Origin of the sequence: Mesorhizobium sp. M7A.F.Ce.TU.012.03.2.1 (assembly GCF_004006095.1) — a bacterium.
In the GTDB taxonomy this organism is placed as follows: Bacteria; Pseudomonadota; Alphaproteobacteria; order Rhizobiales; family Rhizobiaceae; genus Mesorhizobium.
In genome coordinates this window covers 626512-647409 of record NZ_CP034779.1, presented here as the reverse complement: position 1 = coordinate 647409, position 20898 = coordinate 626512, and the positions used below count along the sequence as shown (strand labels likewise).

Annotated in this window: 28 protein-coding genes; 20 read left to right on the top strand and 8 right to left on the bottom strand. The window is 56.8% G+C overall.

All coding sequences use genetic code 11. From position 1 onward, the window contains the following. Window positions 1-131: 131 nt before the first annotated feature. The 11 genes from EJ079_RS03120 to EJ079_RS03070 all read left to right on the top strand — a co-directional run bounded on the left by EJ079_RS03120 (window position 132) and on the right by EJ079_RS03070 (window position 7768). Window positions 132-506: a hypothetical protein gene (locus EJ079_RS03120; RefSeq protein WP_127808047.1), complete on the top strand. Its 375-nt coding sequence runs from the start codon at window positions 132-134 to the stop codon at window positions 504-506. Window positions 507-623: 117 nt separating this feature from the next. Further along, window positions 624-869 (top strand): AlpA family phage regulatory protein, encoded by a 246-nt coding sequence (locus tag EJ079_RS03115; RefSeq protein WP_127808046.1) that lies wholly within the window; start codon window positions 624-626, stop codon window positions 867-869. A 203-nt stretch (window positions 870-1072) separates the two neighbouring features. Then, window positions 1073-1903: a hypothetical protein gene (locus EJ079_RS03110; protein WP_127808045.1), complete on the top strand. Its 831-nt coding sequence runs from the start codon at window positions 1073-1075 to the stop codon at window positions 1901-1903. Next, window positions 1896-2744, top strand: a complete 849-nt coding sequence (locus EJ079_RS03105) for a hypothetical protein (RefSeq protein WP_127808044.1) — start codon at window positions 1896-1898, stop codon at window positions 2742-2744. Before EJ079_RS03110 ends, EJ079_RS03105 begins: the two co-directional genes overlap by 8 nt. A 359-nt stretch (window positions 2745-3103) precedes the next feature. Beyond that, window positions 3104-3661: a hypothetical protein gene (locus EJ079_RS03100; protein WP_127808043.1), complete on the top strand. Its 558-nt coding sequence runs from the start codon at window positions 3104-3106 to the stop codon at window positions 3659-3661. A 76-nt stretch (window positions 3662-3737) separates the two neighbouring features. Further along, a complete protein-coding gene (locus EJ079_RS03095) occupies window positions 3738-4259 on the top strand; it encodes a hypothetical protein (RefSeq protein WP_127808042.1) in 522 nt (173 codons plus the stop codon). 123 nt (window positions 4260-4382) lie between these two features. Then, entirely contained in the window at window positions 4383-4853 is a 471-nt protein-coding gene (locus tag EJ079_RS03090; protein ID WP_127808041.1) for a hypothetical protein, read from the top strand. Between the two features lie 399 nt (window positions 4854-5252). Then, window positions 5253-5738, top strand: coding sequence for a hypothetical protein (locus tag EJ079_RS03085; protein WP_127808040.1), 486 nt, complete (start codon window positions 5253-5255; stop codon window positions 5736-5738). A 209-nt stretch (window positions 5739-5947) separates the two neighbouring features. Then, window positions 5948-6457 (top strand): hypothetical protein, encoded by a 510-nt coding sequence (locus tag EJ079_RS03080; protein ID WP_127808039.1) that lies wholly within the window; start codon window positions 5948-5950, stop codon window positions 6455-6457. 242 nt (window positions 6458-6699) lie between these two features. Then, on the top strand, window positions 6700-7326 hold the full coding sequence (locus EJ079_RS03075) for a hypothetical protein (RefSeq protein WP_127808038.1): 627 nt from the start codon (window positions 6700-6702) through the stop codon (window positions 7324-7326). Window positions 7327-7402: 76 nt separating this feature from the next. Then, complete coding sequence (locus EJ079_RS03070; protein WP_127808037.1) at window positions 7403-7768, top strand: DUF3768 domain-containing protein; 366 nt, start codon at window positions 7403-7405, stop codon at window positions 7766-7768. A 44-nt stretch (window positions 7769-7812) separates the two neighbouring features. On the opposite strand, the gene EJ079_RS03065 is transcribed toward EJ079_RS03070, so the two are convergent. Then, window positions 7813-8079 (bottom strand): helix-turn-helix transcriptional regulator, encoded by a 267-nt coding sequence (locus tag EJ079_RS03065; protein WP_127808036.1) that lies wholly within the window; start codon window positions 8077-8079, stop codon window positions 7813-7815. 146 nt (window positions 8080-8225) lie between these two features. On the opposite strand from EJ079_RS03065, the gene EJ079_RS03060 reads away from it, so the two are divergent. Beyond that, window positions 8226-8543, top strand: a complete 318-nt coding sequence (locus EJ079_RS03060; protein WP_245481808.1) for a hypothetical protein — start codon at window positions 8226-8228, stop codon at window positions 8541-8543. Next, window positions 8540-10138: a DUF4339 domain-containing protein gene (locus tag EJ079_RS03055; RefSeq protein WP_127808035.1), complete on the top strand. Its 1599-nt coding sequence runs from the start codon at window positions 8540-8542 to the stop codon at window positions 10136-10138. Before EJ079_RS03060 ends, EJ079_RS03055 begins: the two co-directional genes overlap by 4 nt. Before the next feature lie 54 nt (window positions 10139-10192). On the opposite strand, the gene EJ079_RS03050 is transcribed toward EJ079_RS03055, so the two are convergent. The 5 genes from EJ079_RS03050 to EJ079_RS03030 all read right to left on the bottom strand — a co-directional run bounded on the left by EJ079_RS03050 (window position 10193) and on the right by EJ079_RS03030 (window position 11857). After that, window positions 10193-10381 (bottom strand): hypothetical protein, encoded by a 189-nt coding sequence (locus EJ079_RS03050; RefSeq protein WP_127808034.1) that lies wholly within the window; start codon window positions 10379-10381, stop codon window positions 10193-10195. 106 nt (window positions 10382-10487) lie between these two features. Then, window positions 10488-10682: a hypothetical protein gene (locus tag EJ079_RS03045; RefSeq protein ID WP_164873720.1), complete on the bottom strand. Its 195-nt coding sequence runs from the start codon at window positions 10680-10682 to the stop codon at window positions 10488-10490. A gap of 82 nt (window positions 10683-10764) precedes the next feature. Then, on the bottom strand, window positions 10765-11064 hold the full coding sequence (locus tag EJ079_RS03040) for a DUF1236 domain-containing protein (RefSeq protein WP_127808033.1): 300 nt from the start codon (window positions 11062-11064) through the stop codon (window positions 10765-10767). Window positions 11065-11278: 214 nt separating this feature from the next. Next, window positions 11279-11587 (bottom strand): DUF1236 domain-containing protein, encoded by a 309-nt coding sequence (locus tag EJ079_RS03035; protein ID WP_127808032.1) that lies wholly within the window; start codon window positions 11585-11587, stop codon window positions 11279-11281. A gap of 51 nt (window positions 11588-11638) precedes the next feature. Next, the gene (locus EJ079_RS03030) at window positions 11639-11857 is read right to left on the bottom strand and encodes a hypothetical protein (RefSeq protein WP_127808031.1); all 219 of its coding nucleotides are present in this window, start codon (window positions 11855-11857) and stop codon (window positions 11639-11641) included. Between the two features lie 192 nt (window positions 11858-12049). Here EJ079_RS03030 and EJ079_RS03025 point away from each other — a divergent pair, with 192 nt between their 5' ends. The 5 genes from EJ079_RS03025 to EJ079_RS02995 all read left to right on the top strand — a co-directional run bounded on the left by EJ079_RS03025 (window position 12050) and on the right by EJ079_RS02995 (window position 16442). After that, window positions 12050-12289, top strand: a complete 240-nt coding sequence (locus tag EJ079_RS03025) for a hypothetical protein (RefSeq protein ID WP_127808030.1) — start codon at window positions 12050-12052, stop codon at window positions 12287-12289. A gap of 1221 nt (window positions 12290-13510) precedes the next feature. Continuing rightward, window positions 13511-13732 (top strand): DUF768 domain-containing protein, encoded by a 222-nt coding sequence (locus EJ079_RS03015; RefSeq protein WP_127808029.1) that lies wholly within the window; start codon window positions 13511-13513, stop codon window positions 13730-13732. Between the two features lie 720 nt (window positions 13733-14452). After that, the gene (locus tag EJ079_RS33170) at window positions 14453-14617 is read left to right on the top strand and encodes a hypothetical protein (protein WP_164873719.1); all 165 of its coding nucleotides are present in this window, start codon (window positions 14453-14455) and stop codon (window positions 14615-14617) included. A gap of 831 nt (window positions 14618-15448) precedes the next feature. Then, entirely contained in the window at window positions 15449-16177 is a 729-nt protein-coding gene (locus EJ079_RS03000; protein ID WP_127808026.1) for a Crp/Fnr family transcriptional regulator, read from the top strand. 25 nt (window positions 16178-16202) lie between these two features. Then, entirely contained in the window at window positions 16203-16442 is a 240-nt protein-coding gene (locus EJ079_RS02995; RefSeq protein ID WP_127808025.1) for a hypothetical protein, read from the top strand. Window positions 16443-16628: 186 nt separating this feature from the next. Here the strand turns inward: EJ079_RS02995 and EJ079_RS02990 are convergent, their stop codons facing one another. Together EJ079_RS02990 and EJ079_RS02980 are read right to left on the bottom strand one after the other, a co-directional pair. Beyond that, window positions 16629-17522, bottom strand: a complete 894-nt coding sequence (locus EJ079_RS02990; protein ID WP_127808024.1) for a GGDEF domain-containing protein — start codon at window positions 17520-17522, stop codon at window positions 16629-16631. A 1563-nt stretch (window positions 17523-19085) separates the two neighbouring features. After that, the gene (locus EJ079_RS02980; protein WP_127808022.1) at window positions 19086-19277 is read right to left on the bottom strand and encodes a hypothetical protein; all 192 of its coding nucleotides are present in this window, start codon (window positions 19275-19277) and stop codon (window positions 19086-19088) included. A 229-nt stretch (window positions 19278-19506) separates the two neighbouring features. Here EJ079_RS02980 and EJ079_RS02975 point away from each other — a divergent pair, with 229 nt between their 5' ends. Both EJ079_RS02975 and EJ079_RS02970 read left to right on the top strand, forming a co-directional pair. Beyond that, window positions 19507-19809, top strand: coding sequence for a hypothetical protein (locus tag EJ079_RS02975; protein WP_127808021.1), 303 nt, complete (start codon window positions 19507-19509; stop codon window positions 19807-19809). Window positions 19810-19871: 62 nt separating this feature from the next. Next, on the top strand, window positions 19872-20882 hold the full coding sequence (locus EJ079_RS02970) for a sensor histidine kinase (RefSeq protein ID WP_127808020.1): 1011 nt from the start codon (window positions 19872-19874) through the stop codon (window positions 20880-20882). The last annotated feature ends 16 nt before the right edge of the window (window positions 20883-20898 follow it).

Genomic DNA, 20898 nt, shown 5'->3' with positions numbered 1-20898 from the left:
CGCACTTACGTTCGTTGCGTAGAAATAAAAATGCCGTTAGGAATCTAATTTATGTCATACGAATATTGCAGTTTGTCGCTGAGAAAATATCATCACACGGTGGAAGAAGGCCGAGCTTGAACGGAGCTATAATGGTCGCTGGGGATATTCGGCAGCGTGTACCCGGTTTTGACTGGATTTCCGGACCGAGATCTTTAAAGAGTTATTGGGCTCGGCACGTGGAAAGCATAGCAATTGCGTACAGCGCGAGTTCGATTGAGTATGCTAATGGCACACTTATCGACGCCATGTTTGATGGAAAACGCTTTGCGAGCAAGCCAACTTTGATTGGTGAATTAATCGGACGTGCCCGTTACGTTGGCGAGGAAGTTCTCTCCAGGCTGCGCGACGACTCATTGGCTCAGAACGCGTTGAAAGCCTTGCCAGCCGTGCCGCCTCTCCGGTTCGAGATCGCGCCCTTCTCGGTTGAGGAAGAGTATTATATCCGACGCCAGTTTTCCGGGTGATGCGGATCGCGAAAATTCAATTGGATTTTGCAGCGCCTTTTATAGTGCAAGCTCGACTTGCAGAATATTCAACTGCGGCTCTCGTCGATAGATCTTTTGGCGACAACGGAGCCTCAAATGAACGAGACATCAGACAGAAACAACAATTCGCTCGGATCAACGCTACCGGCCGAGGGTTTCGTTCGGCTACCCGCCATCATTGGCCCGGGAGGTCCGATCCCAATTTCGAGATCTGCCTTTCTGGCGCGTGTCGAAGCCGGAGAGTTTCCACGCCCGATCAAGCTCGGACCTCGGACGAACGGATGGAAAGTTCAGGACGTCAGGGCTCTTATCGAAAGACTTTCTGAGTCAAGTAAGACTTAGGCCACCGGCCGACGAGCGATTCGCGGGCGGGTCTTTGAACATCGCTGCGACGACGATCTCAGTCCGTGAAGGGCTGGGCGGTCGTTTTGCGCCTTCTCAGCCGGAAACCGGCGCCGGCCATCATTTATGAAACGGAGTGACACATGCCTGTTACGGCTAGACCCCTCACCTTGGGAGGAACCTGCATCTTCGCTGGAGAAAGGATGCCGAATGGGCTGTTGGCAAACGCCAAGCGCGGTTCGATTCAGCCCTATTCCGGCGCAACCGAAATAGCATCGGTGCCGATCCAACAGCACGACCTGACCGATGCGGATGGAGCGGTAGCGGCCGTCAGCGTCTCACCAGAGTTGGTGAAGGCGATGGAAGTGTGTCGCATTAGACGCGACGAACAACTGTTGCTTCCCTCTTGGAGATCTCGCTTTGCCTCCTTCGTTGCCCCGTTCAGGCTGTTTCTGGCGATGGAGGCTGGTGGTCAAAGAGCGGTCGAGCACGTGCTCGCCGACGCCTTTTTTCCGCCCCGCAAACGAAAGCCCAATCTTGAAAAGGCCGCTCTCATCGCGATCACATATTTTGCGCGGCCGGAGGCTACAGGCGAAAAGTCACTTTGCTCAGACTACGCCTGCGTTCTTGAAACTGCGCATGATCAAGGGATCAAGCCTGAGCAGATCGTAACCTGGTTGGCGAGCACGACACTGGGCGACTGCAAGAAAGCCACCAGGGCGAAGCGAGCAGCCAAGTCGAAAAGGACCGCTGCCGTTCATGGGGATGTCGGCCAACCCAGGGCACAATCCGATGCGAAAATGCCGAGCGCCCCAGAAGGACGCGTCGCTGAAGACAGCGGCTACAAGCTCAGGGTAGCTGTCAGAACGCACAACTCAGTGCCCAAGTACGTCATCGCCTACGGACCCAGCCAAAATCGCGTCGGTGTGGTGGCGCGCGTCTCCAACGCGGACTCCCTGCCCACGCTGCTCCGTCGCTTGGCCGACGCATACGAGAAGTCGCCCTGGAACTACCGGGAGGGTCAGGATGACTAGGCAAACCCAGCAGTTTGATCTTCATGCCGCCCGCGACGCCGAAGCGTTGCAACGGCTACGCGTCCAGTGTGTGCTGAGCCCTCAAGAACTAGCTCACGTTCATGGTGAGCGCCTCGAAAGGCTCTCCCTAGCCGGCGTCGACGAACAGAGTTGGAGCCATCTGAGGCGCTGCCGCGGGTCCGAGTGTCCGCACAAGACCTGCTCGGCGGCCTGTGTTTTCGGCGAGCGCAAGGAGCTGAACCGCCTCGTGCGCCAGAGCCGGAGGTTGGTGAGGGGCGGGGAAGGCCACCAATACTTCGTCACCATCATCGATCCCCACTATTTCCTGCGGCCTGGACGCCTCAACCGATTCTCGATCGGCGCGCTCATACAGAGCTTGCGGCGTCGCCTGCGTGAAGCTCCGGAAACCTGGAACTCTGCTCGCATCGTCGGTGCCGTAGATATGGCCTACGATCGCGAGCGGGACGGTCGTGAGTGGTGGGCACCTCATATCCACCTTGCGATCGCGGTTGATGCGCAAGCCAAAGAGATTAGACGGGTACTGAAGCCACGTCGTGCACCGCCGGCCGACATGGTCGGGCGCGCCTTCAGGCCGGTCACGGTGGAGCGGGTGACCAACCTCGCCAACGCGATCGCCTACAGCCTCAAGCCAACAGTGGGGACGCGCGAAGCTTTTTTGGATGGTCGCGGCAACACCAACCGCCGGCCCTTCGATGTGCCCGCCGCTGCTCTGCTTGAGCATGATCGCTGGATGATGACGATGAGACCGCGAGACCGTTCATTTTTGAGCGGGATGATGGTGTCGAGGGGAGGAGTCGTGCCGCGAAAAAGGAGACGGTGAGCGGGCGGGTTTTAATCTTATCAACGGTGGATGCGGAGACGTGAATGAGGGGCGCTTGCAGTAGGTAATGTACCCATCACCAACTGCCCCTTTGAACCCATCAACTACCCCGCCTTCATCAACAACTCACTCATCGCCCGTTTTTGATGTGTTCATCGATAGGTCACTTATAGCCCTGTCATATCATCATCAACTACGCCCTGATGGGCCATTTGATGACCGATGAGACCCGCCCTCTTGTGATGGGTCTCATCCCCAAAATACCTGACGTTTGATCACCCAAACTGCTGATGCCGGGAATCCAATTCCCGGTCGGTAAAGCGCTGCGCATCCAACATCCACAACGGAAAGGAAGTGACATGACAACGCCTCCAGACAAACCGAAGATCAAAACCGCAGAGCCGGTGAAGATCACTACACAAACCGCGCTCTTCAACTGGCTGGGCGATAAGTGCAAGCTGTCTAAGCCCCGTACACAAATGCCCACTCCCATGATCGGCCGCTTTGACGAGATGATCGAAGCATTTGGAGCCACAGGGTGGTGGTTTTTTGACGGATCGCACGACGAGTTTATCCAAGCCCTTTTGGACGGGGTCGAGAAGCCGGAAGCCGGCCTTGTGTCATGCGGCAACGAGGTTGGGGAATTCGTCGGCGTGATTGCAAATACCATGCGGGATGTTCGCCATCCACGGGAGCTTCGGGTCCACTACCTCTATGCCCTTCTCACCCTCCTCGGGGGCATCGCTAAGAGCACCAAATTGCTGCTCTGGGAAGACGGCGAACACACGCGACTTCAGTCGAAGAAGGGGTTCGAGCTCCGCCACGGCGTTAGCATCGACGTCTCGCTCTTTGCCAAGGAGGGCGAACCGCTGCTCGGTCCTCGCCATGTCACGTTTCGAATACCGCTGTCCTCGTAGCGACCGCGCAGATCGCCACTTCTCGACGTCTAAGCGCGGCGCTTTGCCAGCAGAAAACTCGTATGGAGAATTGTCAATGAACAGCAACGTGTTCGTGGTGAAGGTGATCATCGACCCTGATAGGCTGCTCGACTGGGTCGTCGATGTGGCGGTCAACGCTGATCCCGTCGTTGAGGCTTCCGGCAGCGTTCTGGATCTCCTCAATTACGAGATCGCTCATCTCCATAAGGTCGGGTTCTTGCCCGTTCCGGCAGTTTCAGGAGACTATCTTCGCGAAGCGCTCACCACCATTGCCCAGCCAAGTGCACCGTTCCTCTGCAACGAGAGTCTCTTGCCGTTGCTGGCAGAGTTTATGCATCGGCTTCTCGTCCTCGAGCAGCCAATCGAGTTTCATGAGGTCGTACAGCGTCTGGCGGACATCGCTGGCCTGACCCTCACGACATCCGACGAAGTTGCAGGAGACGAGGTCGTCATTTCCTCTCCCGTGGCCTTGGCTGAAGCGCACCGCATCCTTGTCTGCGTGAAGCTCCCGCGACAACTGCGGAAGCTCAGCAGTGCATCGGGCGGCAACAATCGCCGCCGCCGTCGCTTCCGGTGAACGACCAACATTCCCTACCAGATCCGAGCAGCGGCCTTCGATGAGATCCCCAACGCGTAAAGGGCTGTGCCGCATACGAGTCGCATGTAGCCAATTTCCCAACCTGCAAATCTAGGAGAACCCATGGCAAAAGATCCAACGAAAGTCGTGCGCACCATAACGGATCAAGTCGAACTTATCGATTGGCTGGTCGAGCAAGTGAAAGCTACCGAGCCGACGTTGGTCGGAGCCCGTGAAGTCCAGCTCTTCGATTCGATCGCCGAGGAATTCAAATATGGGCGATTCTGTGCCCCGATGGAGCCGGGAGAATACCTTAGCGAGGTCTTTGACGATATTGCCGACCAGGACGAGAAAGTAGAATGTTCCGCCAGGGTTCGTTGGGTTGCTGCCGAAGCACTCGGCTACGTGTTCCAAAATGGTGATGCCGGAGCGGAGTGCTTCATTGCCCTTATGCTCGACGCGCTCGATCTGACGAAACGGGTAGTAGCAACAAAAGGTGACGACCGCACCCGCTTCAAGAGCACACTAGGTTTTCGCGAGCGCTTCGGCTTCCGCTGCGACGTGACTGTGAAGAACGGGGAATACGTCGATTAACGACGTGAGGTGGCCGCCAGATTGAGCGTTTCGCATTCCGATGGCCAATTCCAACGCGGTAAAGCACCAAGGCGGCATCATCAACAGAGAAGCAGGTAGCCGGCGCTGAGCGCACCGGATGGCCAAGATGGTGGCGGTCCCGGCCTGTTATTCCCGATGCTGACAGTAAGTGCTCACCGACTCCGGAAGCCTATTCGCACGGGAGATCTGCTCACGCACGATCGGCTTCCGGCGCGTTAATATCCGAAGCCGATTGGCAGTGCAAAGTTCTTGATGCCGATCTTTGACAACGGCCCAGGGCCAATTCTCATTCCGCAAAGCACAGCACGGCATCGAGCTTGGCTTCGCTTTTGCGATGGAAGCCTCGTGTTGCCAATCATCCCAAATGGAGAGCAAACTATGCAAAATGTCGAACCACTTCGCCGGATTTACAACGTAGACCAGTTTCTCGGCTGGCTCGAAAGCTGCATGCTGCATCGAGAGCCACAGATTCAAGTGACTGAACAAGCCGTGACCTATTTTCAGGCGCTGATAAGAGGCGCGCGGGCTTATGGCTACGTACTCGGATCGGGTCGTTTTGAGCTGCTGCAGCATGTAGCGGACGGGTTCATCAGGCAAGGCAAGCCTGCTTCCTGCCACGCCGGATTGCAATCGCTGTTGGAGGAAGTCTTCAACGAGTTGCTGCTGCCGGAGGAACCTCACATCGAACTGCACGAGTTTTGTCGTTTTCTAGTCGCAGCACTTGAATTGAAAATCAACGTGAAGGATCTCGGCAAGAAGGGTGTCCGATTTCAGTCGTGCGTCGAGTTTGACGGGGCGGAAGGGGTGGCCATCGATCTCACGATACCTAAGAAGCTCAGGGAGCCCATCGATCCTGTCTATTAGGGGCATCTTAGTGAGCAGCGGTCGGACTGGTGGCAAGGTGACGGCTGCCACGTTCGTCCGGTCCCTAACGCCAATGCTCGAGCTAGATGACAACGCCACATTTAGGGAACGGGGGGCCGGGCTTGAGGTCGTCAGCACAAGCCAATTCCTTGTCGATCACGGGTTCCGCATCGCTGTTAAAGCGACTTCCACAAGCAAGGAGAATTCACATGCCAAACGCTCGACGCGTCACGCCAGCGCTGCGCAAAATCACCGAGTGCAACGATCTGATTGACCTACTTGTACAAGAGGTTAAGTCGTCTCCGCCCCAGATCGATGTGCCGGACGGCTTTATCGAGGTGTTCGATGTGACAATAGACGAATTCCGGATCAATGGATGTCACGTCCACCTCGGCAACCAATGGTCAGAAAACCTGGCAAATTCATTCGGCGTCCTCGCGAACAGCTCGAAGATGGTCAGGTGCAGCCCCTACGTGAAGTGGATCCCGCCATTGATCCTTGCTCGGGGAATGCAAAGCGGCACTGACGTTGGAGCTGACTACCTCTTTTTTGTGCTGATCAAGGCTATGTCGCTGCAGACCAAGTTACGGGTTACCGAATCCAAGAAGCATGTCCGGATAAGAAGTCGAAGGAGGTTCGAGGCAGCGCGTGGAGCTTCTGTGGATGTGAGGGTGCCAAACTCGGGAGGTCTCGAAGCTGCCGAGCGGGAGGTGATTTGAGAGCCTCTTCGATCCGTGAATTCGGCCCAATCCCGATCGGCATTAAAGGGGATTCATTGACATAGGAAAATATTCCTGCTATGATGACAACGGCAAGTTGCATCGATTTTTGCAAACTGGGCCAGATCGTAACAGGAGATGAAAATGACGTTTGACCAGCGACCGAAAGCGCCTTGGCGGCGGCACGAAAATAACTTCGACGGGGGCCTTCTGGCCCCCTTCGCATATCAGGGGGCCGGCGAATGAATGTCGCCTCCGAAACCACCCGCTCGTTGATCGTTTTTGGCCGGGATGAGTCCCGCAAGGCTCACGCGTCGGTGTTCCTGCTACCCGAAGTCGAAGCGGCAGAAAGCGCAGCGAGGCTGATGGGGATGCATTCGCATCGAGTTGAACCCGGCGATGCGCCCGACATCGTCCTGCGGCTGCCAGCGGGCAAGCTGTTCGACAGTGGCAAGGCTTTCGTGCCGTTCGTCAAATCGGAGCTTTACACTCGCATCGCCGCCCTGGCGGGGGTTGCTGACGAGCCTCGGCCCCACTCGGCCGATGCGAGTGACCCCGACAGCCCCGAAAACGCTTCAGCGGGCTCGCCTGAGGCACTGACGAGCCATGCCGACGAGGGCCAAGGGGGTGGTTCGGGCGACGGTGGCGGCGACGGCGGTTCGCCCGACCCCTGGGCCCGCTTAGCTGTTGGCGATGTCGTGCTGGCATCGGAAGGACCCGACGAGGGATATTTCGAGGCCCGCATCATGAAGGCGAAAGCCAAGGGTATCTTCACATTGAAGTTCAGAGACTACCCGGAAGCCCCGCAGGTCGATCGCAGCTACTACCAGCTCGGCCTCATTCACCCCCGCCAGCTGGCGAAGAAGTAATCGGCCTTGCAAACGGGCCAAGGTTCGTCCTGGCCCGTCACCCCTCAACCAGACATCTATTCGAAGGAACCACCCAATGACATGCTCAACAGAGCGCGTCGGTCGGCTGTCGGCGGCTGATCGAACCGCGCGTATTCGGACCCTCAATGACCAACTGCGCCAGACCGGCGCTGGCGGGCGCATGGTGATGACCGCCGGTGTCGCCGCCCTGCCTGCCCAAGAGATCGGCGCTATCCTGCTGGCCATCGCCAAATTCGACGCATTTGACGAGAACAACGATCCATGGGGCCAGCACGATTGCGCGCTGCTGCACGTCGGCGATCGCCAGCTATTCTTCAAGATAGACTACTATGACCGCGCTCTGGCGAACCTGTCGCCTGACGCCTCGGACCCCGCAGTCACTATCCGGGTGATGACCGTCATGCTGCCGGAGGAATACTGATGTTTTCCCCTGCACAGGGCACAGGGGCGCAGTTCCCCGCTCGTCTAACCTGCCTTTGGCTTTCTTCCCGACGAAAGCGGCGGCGGCTCATGAGCCCCTTTCGGAGGTTCGGTCAGAAGAGCCGCGGCCGGAACGGCAAGTGCCTTCGCCAAAGCTTCGAGCGTATCGGTCGTTACGTTTTCAGAACCGCGTTCGACGCGACCGACATACGAACGATCGATCTCAGCCGCCAGCGCCAGCCGCTCTTGCGACAGCCCGCGTTCGACACGCAGCTTGCGGAGATTCCAACCAATGATCTTGCGCACGTTCATCGTAGGCAAGAAGGCAATACAAACGGCTTGACAATCGACGGACCAATAGTCCCCTATTTCCGATTTCGGGGGATCGCACGATTCATGTGCTTGCTTGGGGGAGTGAAATGAAAATCGCAGTTGGAATTATCGGAATTCTGCTTGGCATGATTTCGATGCTGCAGTCCTGCGCGGTCGCGACAGGTGGAAACATCGTAGCCAATCATGATCTGGCGGGCGCTGGATCAGTCGGCCTGTTGGTCGGCTTGCTGTTTTTCGTCGGCGGTGCCTTCGCCTTCGGCCTGCCGCTGGTCTCGGCCATCATTTTCGTCGTCGGCAGCTTGTTTGCTCTCATCGCGGCCAGCTCATTCACCGACATGAAGATTTGGGCCTTCGCCGACCTGATCCTCGCTGCCATGGCCTACTTCGCGTGGAGAAGCGCTCGAAAGGCCAAGACTACGCCTTCGGGAGCGACCCCAAAATGACTGCTTGGTTTTACGAAGAAGACGGACAGCCCCGCGGCCCGATCGCAGAAACCGATCTGGCTGCCATGCTCTCGAGTAAAGCGCTTCCGGCAAATACACAGGTTTGGACGGATGCTCTCGGCAGTCAGTGGAAAGCGGCCTCCGAAACGGACATCTTCCCAAAAGAAGTCAGGGTAACTCCGCCTCCGTTGAGTGTTGTTCAAACGGCTGTTCCCGCGACCGCTGTTGTCGATAGATGGGCGAAATGGATCGCGTTCTCGCCCCTGATCATCCTCGCCGCCGATACGGTCGTCCTGCTCGCCGGTGGCCACCCCAACATCCCGCCCATCAGCACCGGCGTATCGCTGTGGGCAGCGATCGGCGTTTTTTGGCTGGCTTACAAGGACGCCAAGGCGATCAAGAACGCCGGGCAAAACCCGACGGGCAAGGCACTCGTTCCGTTCATGCTGCTGACCCCAGTCGGCTATCTCTGGCGTCGATCGGCCGTCATACGCGCACCGTTCAGATACCTTTGGATCTGGCTTGCCTGCGCGGCGGTCTTCCTGATCGCTGAGTTGGCGATAGATCCGAGCCTCAGCGTTGCCAACGCAGCGCAGACTGGAGATCTCCTGTCGTACGGATCACGCGCCGGGATGACTGTCACGATCACAGGCCGGTCCGGCATCGACACCGACCATGCCGAGATTACCCTCGATCCCACAGCCGCGAACTCGAAGGGCTTCTGTATCGATTCCAACGGGGATAACGGTGAGACATGTGTTGGCAAAAGGCTGGCCACCGCTAAAGTTCAATCGAGCATCGTAGGAAATTGTTTTACAGGAAAATTCACCAGCCCATGGGGCAACGGCTTCCAATTCAAGGGCCGCGCTGCCAATGGCGATTATTCCTACATAGTTCAACCAGACGTCGTTCCGCACGAAGTGCTTGATTACAGAGCCAACTATGATGTGGCGATTGAGGCGTTCAAGGCGCTGTGTCCCGCCAGAGTTGAGCGAGCCGATCGAGAAGACCCCGTTCCTGAGCTTGCCGAAGAAATCAGCCCTGACGACGCCGAACAATCTGCCCCAAACGTGGCTGAAGAATCCGTCACGGACGCCACTTTGAATGGATCGACTTTCCGCGGCGTCCAGTTGGGAATGACACAAGCCCAGCTTACGCAATCGTTGGATCAATCATTTGCTTTGACCTCAAAGTGGGCTGGCACCCTGCAAGCGTTTTCCGCTCTTGCCAAAGACCTGAACCCAAACGGACCGCAGGGCCAGATGCTGTTTATCGTCAAGGGCCAACGAGCTTGTGGGCAGATCTTAATGCGCGACGGTGTTGCAGCTCGCCTGCGGTTCTATCAGTGCTATTTCGATATCGGCGATGGGATGTCGATCGGCGATTTCGCGCGACAGATCACCGAGACCTATGAGCTCGAGGACGGCATGTCTGGCCATTGGGAAATGCGCGGCGATGGAGCGTACCAGTTCAAGTACACAGAGTACGTCGGCATCAGGGAAGCCAACTCGGAGCGGTTTACGGCTTCGCTCCATCAGATGGACAACAATTTGACATTGACGGTCGAACGCGTTCCGCAAGCGAATTTCGAGTAGCGACTAGGCCAGAGAGACTGCAATCTCGCCCCCTCTTGAGGGCAGCGAAGACCCTCAGCGAGCGGCCCTGCGCGCCAGATCGGCATAAATTTCTGTCCGGTCGCCGTCGTACTTTTCGATCAACGCCAATGTTTCCTCTCGAGTCATTTTGCCGAGCTTCATCAGGAATTCGAATTCATGTTTGGGCACCAAGGACGCGAGCCGTTTCAGCTTCGTGCCCCTGCTTTCACCGCTACCAACCATGGAACCTCCGTCAGCGACTGATCGGTCGCGGCTGCGCGAGCTAGACATTTTGCCACCATCGTCCGCGATCTATCTCTTTGAAAAGTACTCGATGACTTTGGTGCCGTCATGACAACGGTGTTGTTCGGTTTACACTCGCCTTCAGGTTGTCACCATCAATCTGGCTGCGATCTTCGTCCGATGCGACCTTTTGGGAGGTCTTCATGTCGACCTTCGCTTTACGCCCTTCCCGCATTTTCGCTTGGAGATCAGCAAGGCGCGCAAAGAGGGCTTGCGACGTCTCGGCTTCAAGATTCATCATCTTTCGTTGTCCGAGTGAGTGGCGAGCTGACATGCGTAACCCGCCGCCATGGCGAGCGGCGGGTTGCTGATCAGTTCGATTTTCAGTCGTAGACTTTCACGATTTTGCGGGTGCTCGGGTCCACCAAAACGGTGCGGTTGTCGATCACCACATACCGGTACTTAACATTGGGAACCTCGTGGAGTTCGACCGTGTCTGGCAAGGCCGTGCCGACAGTCAACTCCACACCCGGAAGCTTAACAGAAGCCATCGGTTGCTTTTTCACGTACTCGCGCACGACGGTGTCCTGTTCCGGCGTGATAACAACATCTTGTGCCGCAACCGAACCGACGCTGGCTAACAGCAAGAGCCCCGCAGCGGCGCTGGAAAGGTGCATCCTCATAGTTTATCTCCTCAAGTGTCTAGCGACAGCGATTATCCTCTGTGCGCCGACCGAACAGGGAGCGAGGCCAAACGTTCCCGTATAGGACTTCAGTCTGAGCCGGGACCAAAGGCGCCCCTCGAGCTGTCTACCCAACTGGCACCGGCGGCTGCCTCACAAAGTACGCCCGCCGCTCCTCAACAAGCGGCGGGCGGCCTCCACGTGGTGGATAGGATCACTCGATGATTTGCACGACCTTGCGCGTATCGGGATCTACGAGCACTGCATGATCGCCGACGACGGTGTACTTGTATCTCACGTCGGGGACGTCGATTGTGTGAAGCTCAACGGTATCAGGAAGCGCGGTGCCGACGTTGAGTTCCACGCCTAGGAGGCTGACCGATGCGAGCTTTTGCTTGTGGATATATTCGCGAACGACCGTCTGCTGCTCAGGCTTGAGGATCAGCACGTCACCGGCAAACGAAGTGGCGATACCGGCCATGAGCATGAGAGCGCCTGTTGCGCTGACGACAAATTTTTTCATTTGGAAAGTCCTTCTCAGGATTTGGAGCTAACTCAGCGGTGCCAAGTGGCGTTAGCCAGCAGGGGCAGGAGCTGAGGGCTTGGAGGGTGCGGCTGGCGCTTCCACTTTTGGCGCCTCAACCTTGACGTTGATGTCCTTGCCGCTTCCACCTTGAATGTTGATGACGCCGGTGAAAATCAGCAAGACAACGATTGCGATCAGTCCGAGAACAACGGCGACCGCAGTGCCGCCGCCACCTCCCGAATTAACAACAGTTGGGCCATCGGCCATGATTTCCTCTCCTATTTCAATCGGTTACGGATCATCAACGTTGCCCGCCGCGTTGCGTTCCGCCGGGGGGCTAAGGTCTGCGGAGCGCTCCGACTGAGGTCTTACGGTGCAACCTGTATGGACCGGATGCGTTACCGCCGGGCCGCCGACCGTAGGTCCAGTTTCGGTCATGAATAGTGGGAGCAAGAAGCGTTGACCTTGATCCAGAGATCCGATGCCGGTGACGGCGCAAACCGCCCTGCAAATGATAACGATAATGCCGCTCCTGCATTCCTTTCGGCTCTCGACGGCATCTATTTGGCAGACGATGATGAAGCCATTGCTGACCTCGTCAGGCGGACCGAGCGCAAGGCCATCGCATTGGTAGTTGGGATGGCGATCTGCCTGATCTTTGTCCCCGCGCTATGGCTTGCGCTGAGCTATGGAATATAAGACGGTCCTCTTCACGAGCTATCCTTCTTAAGCCAAGCGCCCTCGACTGTTTGCACGTCAGCGAGTGGTTCGTGCTCGTAGCTCTGTCGCCGCTGAACTGTAGTTGGCTGATGCGGCGTTCTAGTTAGCCAGACCAGCGGAAGCGGCAACGGCCTATTCTTGGCTTCTGACAGCAACGATGCGAGGCATGGCCGAGCCTCGCTTCGACTCCCGTGCCCGTCTCGCCATCTTGTACCTGCGTCGCGATCTGACTGCTTCTTCCGCCTGCTCGCGCGACATCTCTCCCGCGCGGCCATACGGCTTCTTTTCTGGCATTCGATTGTCGTTGGAATTTTGTGTCACCGCCACGTCCGTCTCCGTTCGGAGCCGAACTTCGATTTGCTGGAACTGTTCCATGTGCACCCGCTGGTGCTGAGCGTATTTTCAGCTGAGAAAGACGTTGTCTCGTGACTCAGATGCCCGAGGTCAAATTCCGCCGCACTGAATTTCAATCCTCGCATCAAACCGCCACCTAGAACCCGGTGAGAGCACGTCGAGCAGGTGCAGGTATTCAGTCAATCTTGCCGGGCCGACCGGCCTTGGATTCCTCCAAGTCCAACTGGGCGCGACTGGCATGAAGCAATGCTGCGATCAAATTTTCGTCGGCTGACTTTTTGCCGGTGTATAGGCGCACAAGCTCGCGCGCCTGGACCTTCCAATCGGAGTCCGGGCTATCCCGGACGGCTGACGTTAGAGCCCGGGAGAGTATGTCAAAATCGAACAACGAAATACTCGGTCGGCTTCCTTTCACGGCCAAATCCATCCTGTTGATCTGCGGCGTTCGCGACACTCGAAAGATGGACAATGACGAGCATCGGCATCACCCAAAATAGGTCGATTCCTTCACGTGCTCAATTTCGGAAGCTCTCGGTGACCGATCATAGGACGCAGCGGCGCAGCGTAAATACCGCAGGGCAGAACCACCGCAATAACAAAGGTTAAGCGATAGGCACAAAGCCGACTAGCTGCGGTCCAGCTTACCTCTCCGGCACCTGCCGTTCGCCGAACGCGTCAAATTAGCGGAACCTAATCTCCCGGCGTTGCTTGTCTCGATATGAACGATCATGCCGAGAAGCTGGGACCCGGCCCTGCACCAAAGTGGGAGAACCGGAAGGGAATTTTGATCTCGGCCGCAGTCGTTGTGCTCGCGTTCTGTGCTCTTGGCGGCTGGTGGATCTTTAGATGAGCACACGCGGCATCAACTTTCTGCACAAATGGATTGCTAACGACATCCCAGAGACAGCGCCTCCCGATGCGGTCTCAATCGGAGAACTCACCCACAAGCTCTTGGCCGACGCCAAAGCGGTCGGCATCAAGAGGATAGAGCTAGATGAGGATGTGGAGAGCCTCTACCGCATTTTCGTGGAAGCCATCGCCCACTTCGACGCCGGAATTCCCGAATAGTCCCACCGATCTATGAACTCATTCAAAGAGCCGATGCATCCGCTGGTGGGATTTTTACCAAATGGCGATGCCGTTCGAACAACACTAGCTTGTCTGGGTAGCCGAGACGAATCTTAGCATCGCACGTCTCGCAGCGAAACATGGATATTACCTTGAACCATGACCCTCGCCTTACAATAGGATGTGAGCATTTGGGACAGTCGAAAACAAGCTCCGCATCCCCCAACTCGTCAGGTATGGGCATTGAAAGTCCTTTTTGGGGAGTTTTGATCCATCCGGTAAACTGCGGTCAGGGTAAGCCCGGTGACCATGGTCGAAGATTAGAAAATCATAGGTCCATCCCACGCTACCGCTCATCCCTTTTGAGCCTAGGGTTCGCCCCCCGAGCGAAACGACGAGCGAACCTAATCGACGCAGGAAGGGACGTAGCTGCGGCTGCGCACCCAACATCGATCTCTCGAGACAGTTCCTTACCGGAAGCCAAGCTCAGACCAATGCGTTTGGGCGGCGGGACTTAGGTCCGGCCGGACGCCTTCACGCTCGCACAACCGTTCAAGGCCTTTTCTAGAAAAGCCGCTTAGCGCGGTCACGCGCTGGGACCCCAATGAGGCCACTTCCAACTGTCGGCTCATCTTCTTACGCTTTCAGACAGTCAATCGTAGGGGTGGAACGCCCTTCAACTTACGTGGTTGTTAGGCGGGCCAAATCGAAGGTTCGCTTATGGGTGAGACCAAAAACGACACGGCTACTGCATGGATTGAAAGGCTGGTCAAAGAGGCCGGGATCACCGAGGATCAAGCCCGAGAACTGATATTTTTGCTTGGGCTCAATTGGTCCTCGCTGCTCCGCGAAGCAAAGCTGCTGAGGAAGTCTGCGCGCACGTGATAGCGGAAGGCAGAGGCGTCCCTGACCTCCATGCGCAGGCGGGCAAGTTCGTCAAGCAACACACGCATTCGCGCCCTCTGGTGTGCAAGGCTGGCGCGTAGAGCGCGCGCCAGCACGATCTCGTTGAAGCCGTCCGGAATATCGGGAATCACGCCCGACTAAACGGCCATTGCGGGAATGTCATCCCCCATGTAGCACGGCTATCCTACCGCTGGGTAGCGCGGACAACGAGAACCCGCCACAGTTAAGAGCGCGGCGGGCTTCGTCTCATCCTTGCAGCAACCGGCTACATCCTTGAAGGAGAACAACCCCGCCGTATATCTCGGGTAGCGGCGGGTGTTCGGCTGCCACAACCGTGCTGTATCACGCGGCCTCTCTCATGTTTGCGTAGTTGACATCGATCTGCTGGACCGAACGCTGCTTGGCCCAGTTCCTTTCAGCGTCGAGCAGTTCACTCTGCCCAGTCAAACCATTCATAAAAAGCCTGAGCACGTGCGCAGCTATGCGCTCTCCGTTCTGCGAACTAAGAGATACGCCGTGCTCTTTGCAGACCATGTGACAAACTCGGGCCAGCATCTCAATATCGCTCGGCTCCAAAAACCTACCCGGATACAACATACCGTTTCCCTGTTGGACAGTTACGATAGCTGTCCCTTACGCAAGGTCACCAGCAGCCACAATCAACTATGATAGTGACATCTCGATTGTCGCAAAAAAGGCTTCGGTCGCAAGAATGGCCGCGCTTTCTGGCCACGGCCGTCATCTGCTCGGCAGCGCAGCGGAACATTAGCGCCCGCTGTAAGTTGGGTTCCAACCCCAATAAGGTCCTCGATGGCACAGAATCCTTCCTCGAACATTTTGATCCGTAAGCTCCAGACGATCTCTGGCCTCGGACAATCAGACACTGCGATTTTGGAAAACGTCGAAATTCAGGAGAAGGAATATCAGGCCAATGCGGACATTCTGCGCGACGGCGACCAGCCGACGCTTTCCTTTGTTGTTCTAGACGGCCTGATAGGCTCGACTAAAATGACAGGTGATGGCAAACGCCAGATCACCTCGTTTTTCGTTCCCGGCGATATTCCTGACCTCCATGGACTGCACCTGTCGGTCATGGACTGCAGTTTTACACCTTTAATGCGCTCTCGCGTAGGCTTCATGCGGCATGACGCCCTTCGCGCTATTTGCGACCAGCACCCCTCCATCATGAGGGTTTTTTGGCGCTCGACAGTAATTGATGCGGCGATCTATCGAGAGTGGGTCACCAACGTTGGAAGACGCGACGCCTATACTCGTATGGCTCACATTTTGTGCGAACTCATTGTCCGCCTCCGGGCGGTCGGCCGCATTGAAGATCATGTGGCCCGTCTTCCGATAACGCAGGCTGCGCTTGGTGATGCGCTTGGCCTTTCCACCGTGCATGTAAACCGAGTGCTCCAGGACCTTAGACGCGACGGTCTGATCTCCACCGTTGGTTCCCGTTTTCATGCAACCGACTGGGCAGGGCTCATTCGCGCCGGAGATTTTGACCCTACCTATCTGCACCAAACAGGCCGCTGAAGCGTTGTTGCAACAGAGGTGTTCCATGGCGAGATATTTCTTTGACAGCGCTGACTGTGACGAGCTCGTGAAAGACGAGGTGGGAATTGAATGTGACGGCATCGAGGGAGCATGTCGTGAGGGCATAGAAGGACTCAGAGATCTGGCCCGAGAATCCCTCAAGGATCTCGATGGCCAGCAATTAGCTATCTACGTCAGGGACGAGACTGGTGAAGGGCTGCTGAGCTTGAGCATCACCCTTCAGAAGAAGCTGAGTGGGCTTTGAGCTTACCCGGCTTTCCTTTTTAGGCTGTGGGGGCTCCAGCGTGTGAGCCCGCCGAGCGCCCATCGGCAGCCCTGCCGACAGGGCCAAGATATGATGGTTAACGACGCTTTGAACCCGTTCTTTGTCATTGATGGCCGGGAATAGCGCTCATAGCTCTCTAGACGAATGGACTTATGGGTCCATACTTTAAGCAGCCAGATGGATGCGATTACGCCCCGCGAACTTGGCGGAATACAACGCAGTGTCGGCGCGCGACAGCAAATCGGGGATGGCGTCGCCCGATAACGCTGCCGCAATACCCGCAGAAAAGGTGTAACCGAAATCCGCTCTTTCCTTAAGCGGCCTCGATTTGCGAATGGCGGCGAGCATCCTTTCCACAATCAATTCTGCCTCTGACGTCGAGGTGGCTGGTAAGACCAACACGAATTCCTCTCCGCCGACACGACCAAAACAATCAGACCGTCGCACTTGGCGTTGAATCCGCACCGCGAAGTCGCGCAGAATGATGTCACCCGAGTGATGCCCGAACCTGTCGTTGATGTATTTGAAGTTGTCGAGGTCTAGCAGACAGACGCAGCTCAGAACGCCCGGTCGCTGGAGCACTTCTTCCATACGCGCGTTCACAAAGCGGCGATTGGCAACGCCCGTCAGTTCGTCCGTATAAGAAGCTTTTATGGCTCTGTCGCGGTCTTGCCGGACCGACCGTCCATCGGATTGCAATTTGGTGATATCGGTCGCAATGCAAAGCATCCAACCGTCGTTTTGGACCGTTTCCGTCATCCATAGCCAACGGCCGTCAACAAGGTCCGTCTCGAACTCTCTGAACCCGGTCTTGCCGCGCCGCGATTGCGTGGAAATCAGCCATGTTTCGAAGTCGGGGTCGCGGACAAAGGTCCCTCTACCCGCCTTGAAGTTGCGGCGCATCAGATTTGACCAAAGCGGCGTCTCATCGTCGTCGAGGAAAAACGCTGAACGGAATGCTTGATTTGCGTAACGGAGGCGGTCGAAGCCATCATATGCCGCCATCAACACCGGCGTGTTGGCGTAAAGGTGGAAAAGGTTTTCAGAAATCTCGTCCATACCGGTTTCTATCGGCCCGGGCTTAAGAGAAAATTACTGCTGCCGTCCAATTCCGATTCATGGTTGCTGGGAAAGCTTGGCGAGGCAACTCAATCGCCTCCCTGCTCGTTTGCATTTAGCTATCGCACATCCGCCGCTTGCGGCCTATTATAGGTCATCCAAATGCCGCTGTGCGCGCACCAATGTAATGGTTGCTTTCATGGAAATGATGTCGCCGGTTGGGATCCTAAAAGGACCTCTCGAACCAGCTCCTAGGCCGTCATCTTGGGATACCCTGCGCTTCAGGGTCCTGAGCATTCGAGGACTAGCAAGTCCCCTCGGCGTAACCCCACATCGAGATGTTCAGCCGACGCTCCCACGCATCAGCAGGCTGCCAGGCGAACATATGGCAGCTTCAGTAAATGACGAAGTTGGCGGCGGATCGTCTCTGAAGTAATCCACTGACGGATATGGCGCGAAACAGCCTGCTCCGCACTTTGTCGAGTTCTTGAGGCTCCGGCCTGCACAAGCAGTACAGAACCGAGCTTTGGAGAGCCGGGGGTTCCACCCTCAGTCAGTTTGACCGGTAGCTCGCCGCGACTGGCCGCGCTTTGGCTTAGCCAAGTGACGCTAACACGCGGCTTCAAGGAGCTTTAGATGGAGATGGAACCGACAACGTGACTCCGGGAGATCGATCACGCAGAACCCGCAGATCTGACAATCCCCGCGATGCGGATAGCGACGGCATCAAGTCCGCCATCGTAAATTCTCGTCAGGACGTGCTCAGCAGCTTCCGCCCTTTGGGCAGTGCACCCGAGAAGGTCGCCACCGCCCAACCTTGCCGGCTTATTGGCGACGCAATCCCAAACTCCCCACGATCCGTCGCGTTCAATATGACAGTAGAATCTGTGCTGGTGATTTTCCATGCAACCTCAACCCCCAGCTTGCCCTTTGGGGTCCACTCTATCCATGAAGGTGGTTAATGGGGCGCGCGATTCGCCAAGGATCTCCAAGCCTTGCCTGCATATCGTCATAAAATTCGTTCATGAGCACCAAAGCCTTCGAATATCCACCAAGAACGATAGATAAGGCCGCACGAGCGGATGCCTGCCCAAAGGAGACCAGCCCAAATGCAGTTGCGGTCATGTTTCGGTTTCAGTCTCATCGCGAGCACGATCACCATGGCCGGGTGCACTGGTATTGCTCCGCCCGCACGCCATCCACCAGACTGCGGAGCCGCCGCTCTGCAAAACAAGATCGGCCTTCCCGTCACGGGCAATTCCGCTGAGGATGTCCGTGTAGGTGGCGCGCCGGTCCGGTCCAAAGGGGACGTCAGAGTAATCGCGCCCGGCCAGGCCGTCATTCACAACTACAGCGACACGAGGCTGAACCTCGAAACCGACGGGCGGGGTAATCTAAAGCGCGCAGCTTGCGGCTAATACGTCTAGAACTGACATTCACAACCATGATTGTAGGCAGGCCGTAACTGGACCGATGAGCGGGCCAAAAACTGAGCGTCCGGCTCACAAGCTCTGCTGTTGAAAGGCGGACCGGCATAACGGCTGTGGCGCTGGTCTCACTCTCTCAGTTCTCCGCGTGACTAAAGACGACAGCGCCGTTGTCTTTACGAACTTCAACGGAAATGATCCCATCGTCACCCTTACGGGTCGGGAACATTGCGATGGCATGGTCTTTTGCCGCCTTCTCCGCGTCGAAGGACACTTTGTCGACGATGCCGCGTCTTCCATACCAGATGACAGTGAAGGGCATAGGCACTCACATGCTTTCCGCTAAGCATACAGGAGATCGGCCCGTCGTGCGACAGAGGGTTGACGCCGATTGACGGCGGATCAATTTCAACTGAGACAGTGCCGGCCTTTTGCAGGCTGGGTAATCGTTGAGAGATATGATATTGGCAAACGTCTCGCTACCAATAGCCCCCAGCTCTAATTCCGTTTCACGCCTCACGTCCAAGGCATGCCTCAGCGGAGAAGGTATTTTCCCCATGGACGAACTCCACACCAATGCGCGCGACCAGTTTTTCTCCGCTATCCGTACCCTCGCATCGTCTCCCGACAGCATTCAAACCCGCCTCATCGACGCGACGCAGAGCATTCTTCAGGTCACGATTGACGACTTCGAAGGCACGCGAGAGCTAAAGATCAGATTTGCCCGGATACTCGACCTTTTGGCTGTGGATCAGGACGACCTCGAAACGACCGCCGTCGAAACGGCCGCGCACATGACGGATTTCGAAGCGACCAAACTCGCCGATCTGATCTGCGACTTTTATGCAGATCTGGAATAACCGGACCGAGGGTCCGCTTCCTATACGTCAGATATTTCCCCCACGAACACTTTTGCGAGTTGATGGCCACCACGACCGAACAACTGAAGCCCCTCTTGTGGGAGCCCAGGAACCTGATCCGGGCCATAGAAGCGGCAGGTGTCACGCTTTGGTCGTGGAATGTCGATAGCGATGCGTTGGCCATGGACGATCGCGCCTATGACCTTTGGGGTATACCCCGCGCCACCGACGTTAAGTTTGAGGACTTGTCCGCGCGCATTCATCCGGCCGACCGTGACCGGGTGCGAGCGGCATTCAACGCGACGCGGGCGATAGTCGGCCCCTATGAAATCGATTTCCGAATCATGATCGGTGACGAACTGAAGTGGATTTCGGCCCGAGGCCAAGGCGATGACGAGGGAATGGTCCAGAGGCTAATGTTCGGCATTTTTCTTGATGTCACAGGGAGAAAACAGGCGGAGGAAGGTAGGGAACTTCTGGCCGGCGAAATGAGCCACCGCGTCAAGAACCTGCTGACCATCGCGTCCGGCCTTACCAATATAACCTCCCGTTCCACGACCACGACAAATGACATGGCGCGCGAACTCACCCAGCGGTTGACTGCATTGGGGCGCGCTCATGATCTGGTCAGGCCCGTGCCCGGCCAGACGGAGGCCGCCTCGGCGCTGCTTGGCGACCTTCTGACGGTACTTCTTGCGCCGTACGATGATCTGGGTGCGTTCAGCGGTCGCATACGGGTTTCGGTGCCCAGGATGAGCGTTGGCGAGTCTTCGACAACGATCCTCGCCCTTATCATCCACGAACTTGCAACCAACTCTCTGAAATATGGCGCCCTGTCGACCGAGACGGGAGCGCTCGACGTTTCCTGTTCGGCTCAACCCGATGCCGTCTCCATTGTCTGGACGGAGAGCGGGGGGCCTCTCGTCAAGCCGCCGACCGCCGCTCCAGGCTACGGGAGCAAATTGGTCGAACGCAGCGTCACCGGTCATTTGCGCGGTTCGATCGATTATGATTGGGCAAAGGATGGACTGGTTGTCACGTTGAAAGTCCAGCCCGAACGCCTTGGTCAATGATCGCAAAAGCGACCTG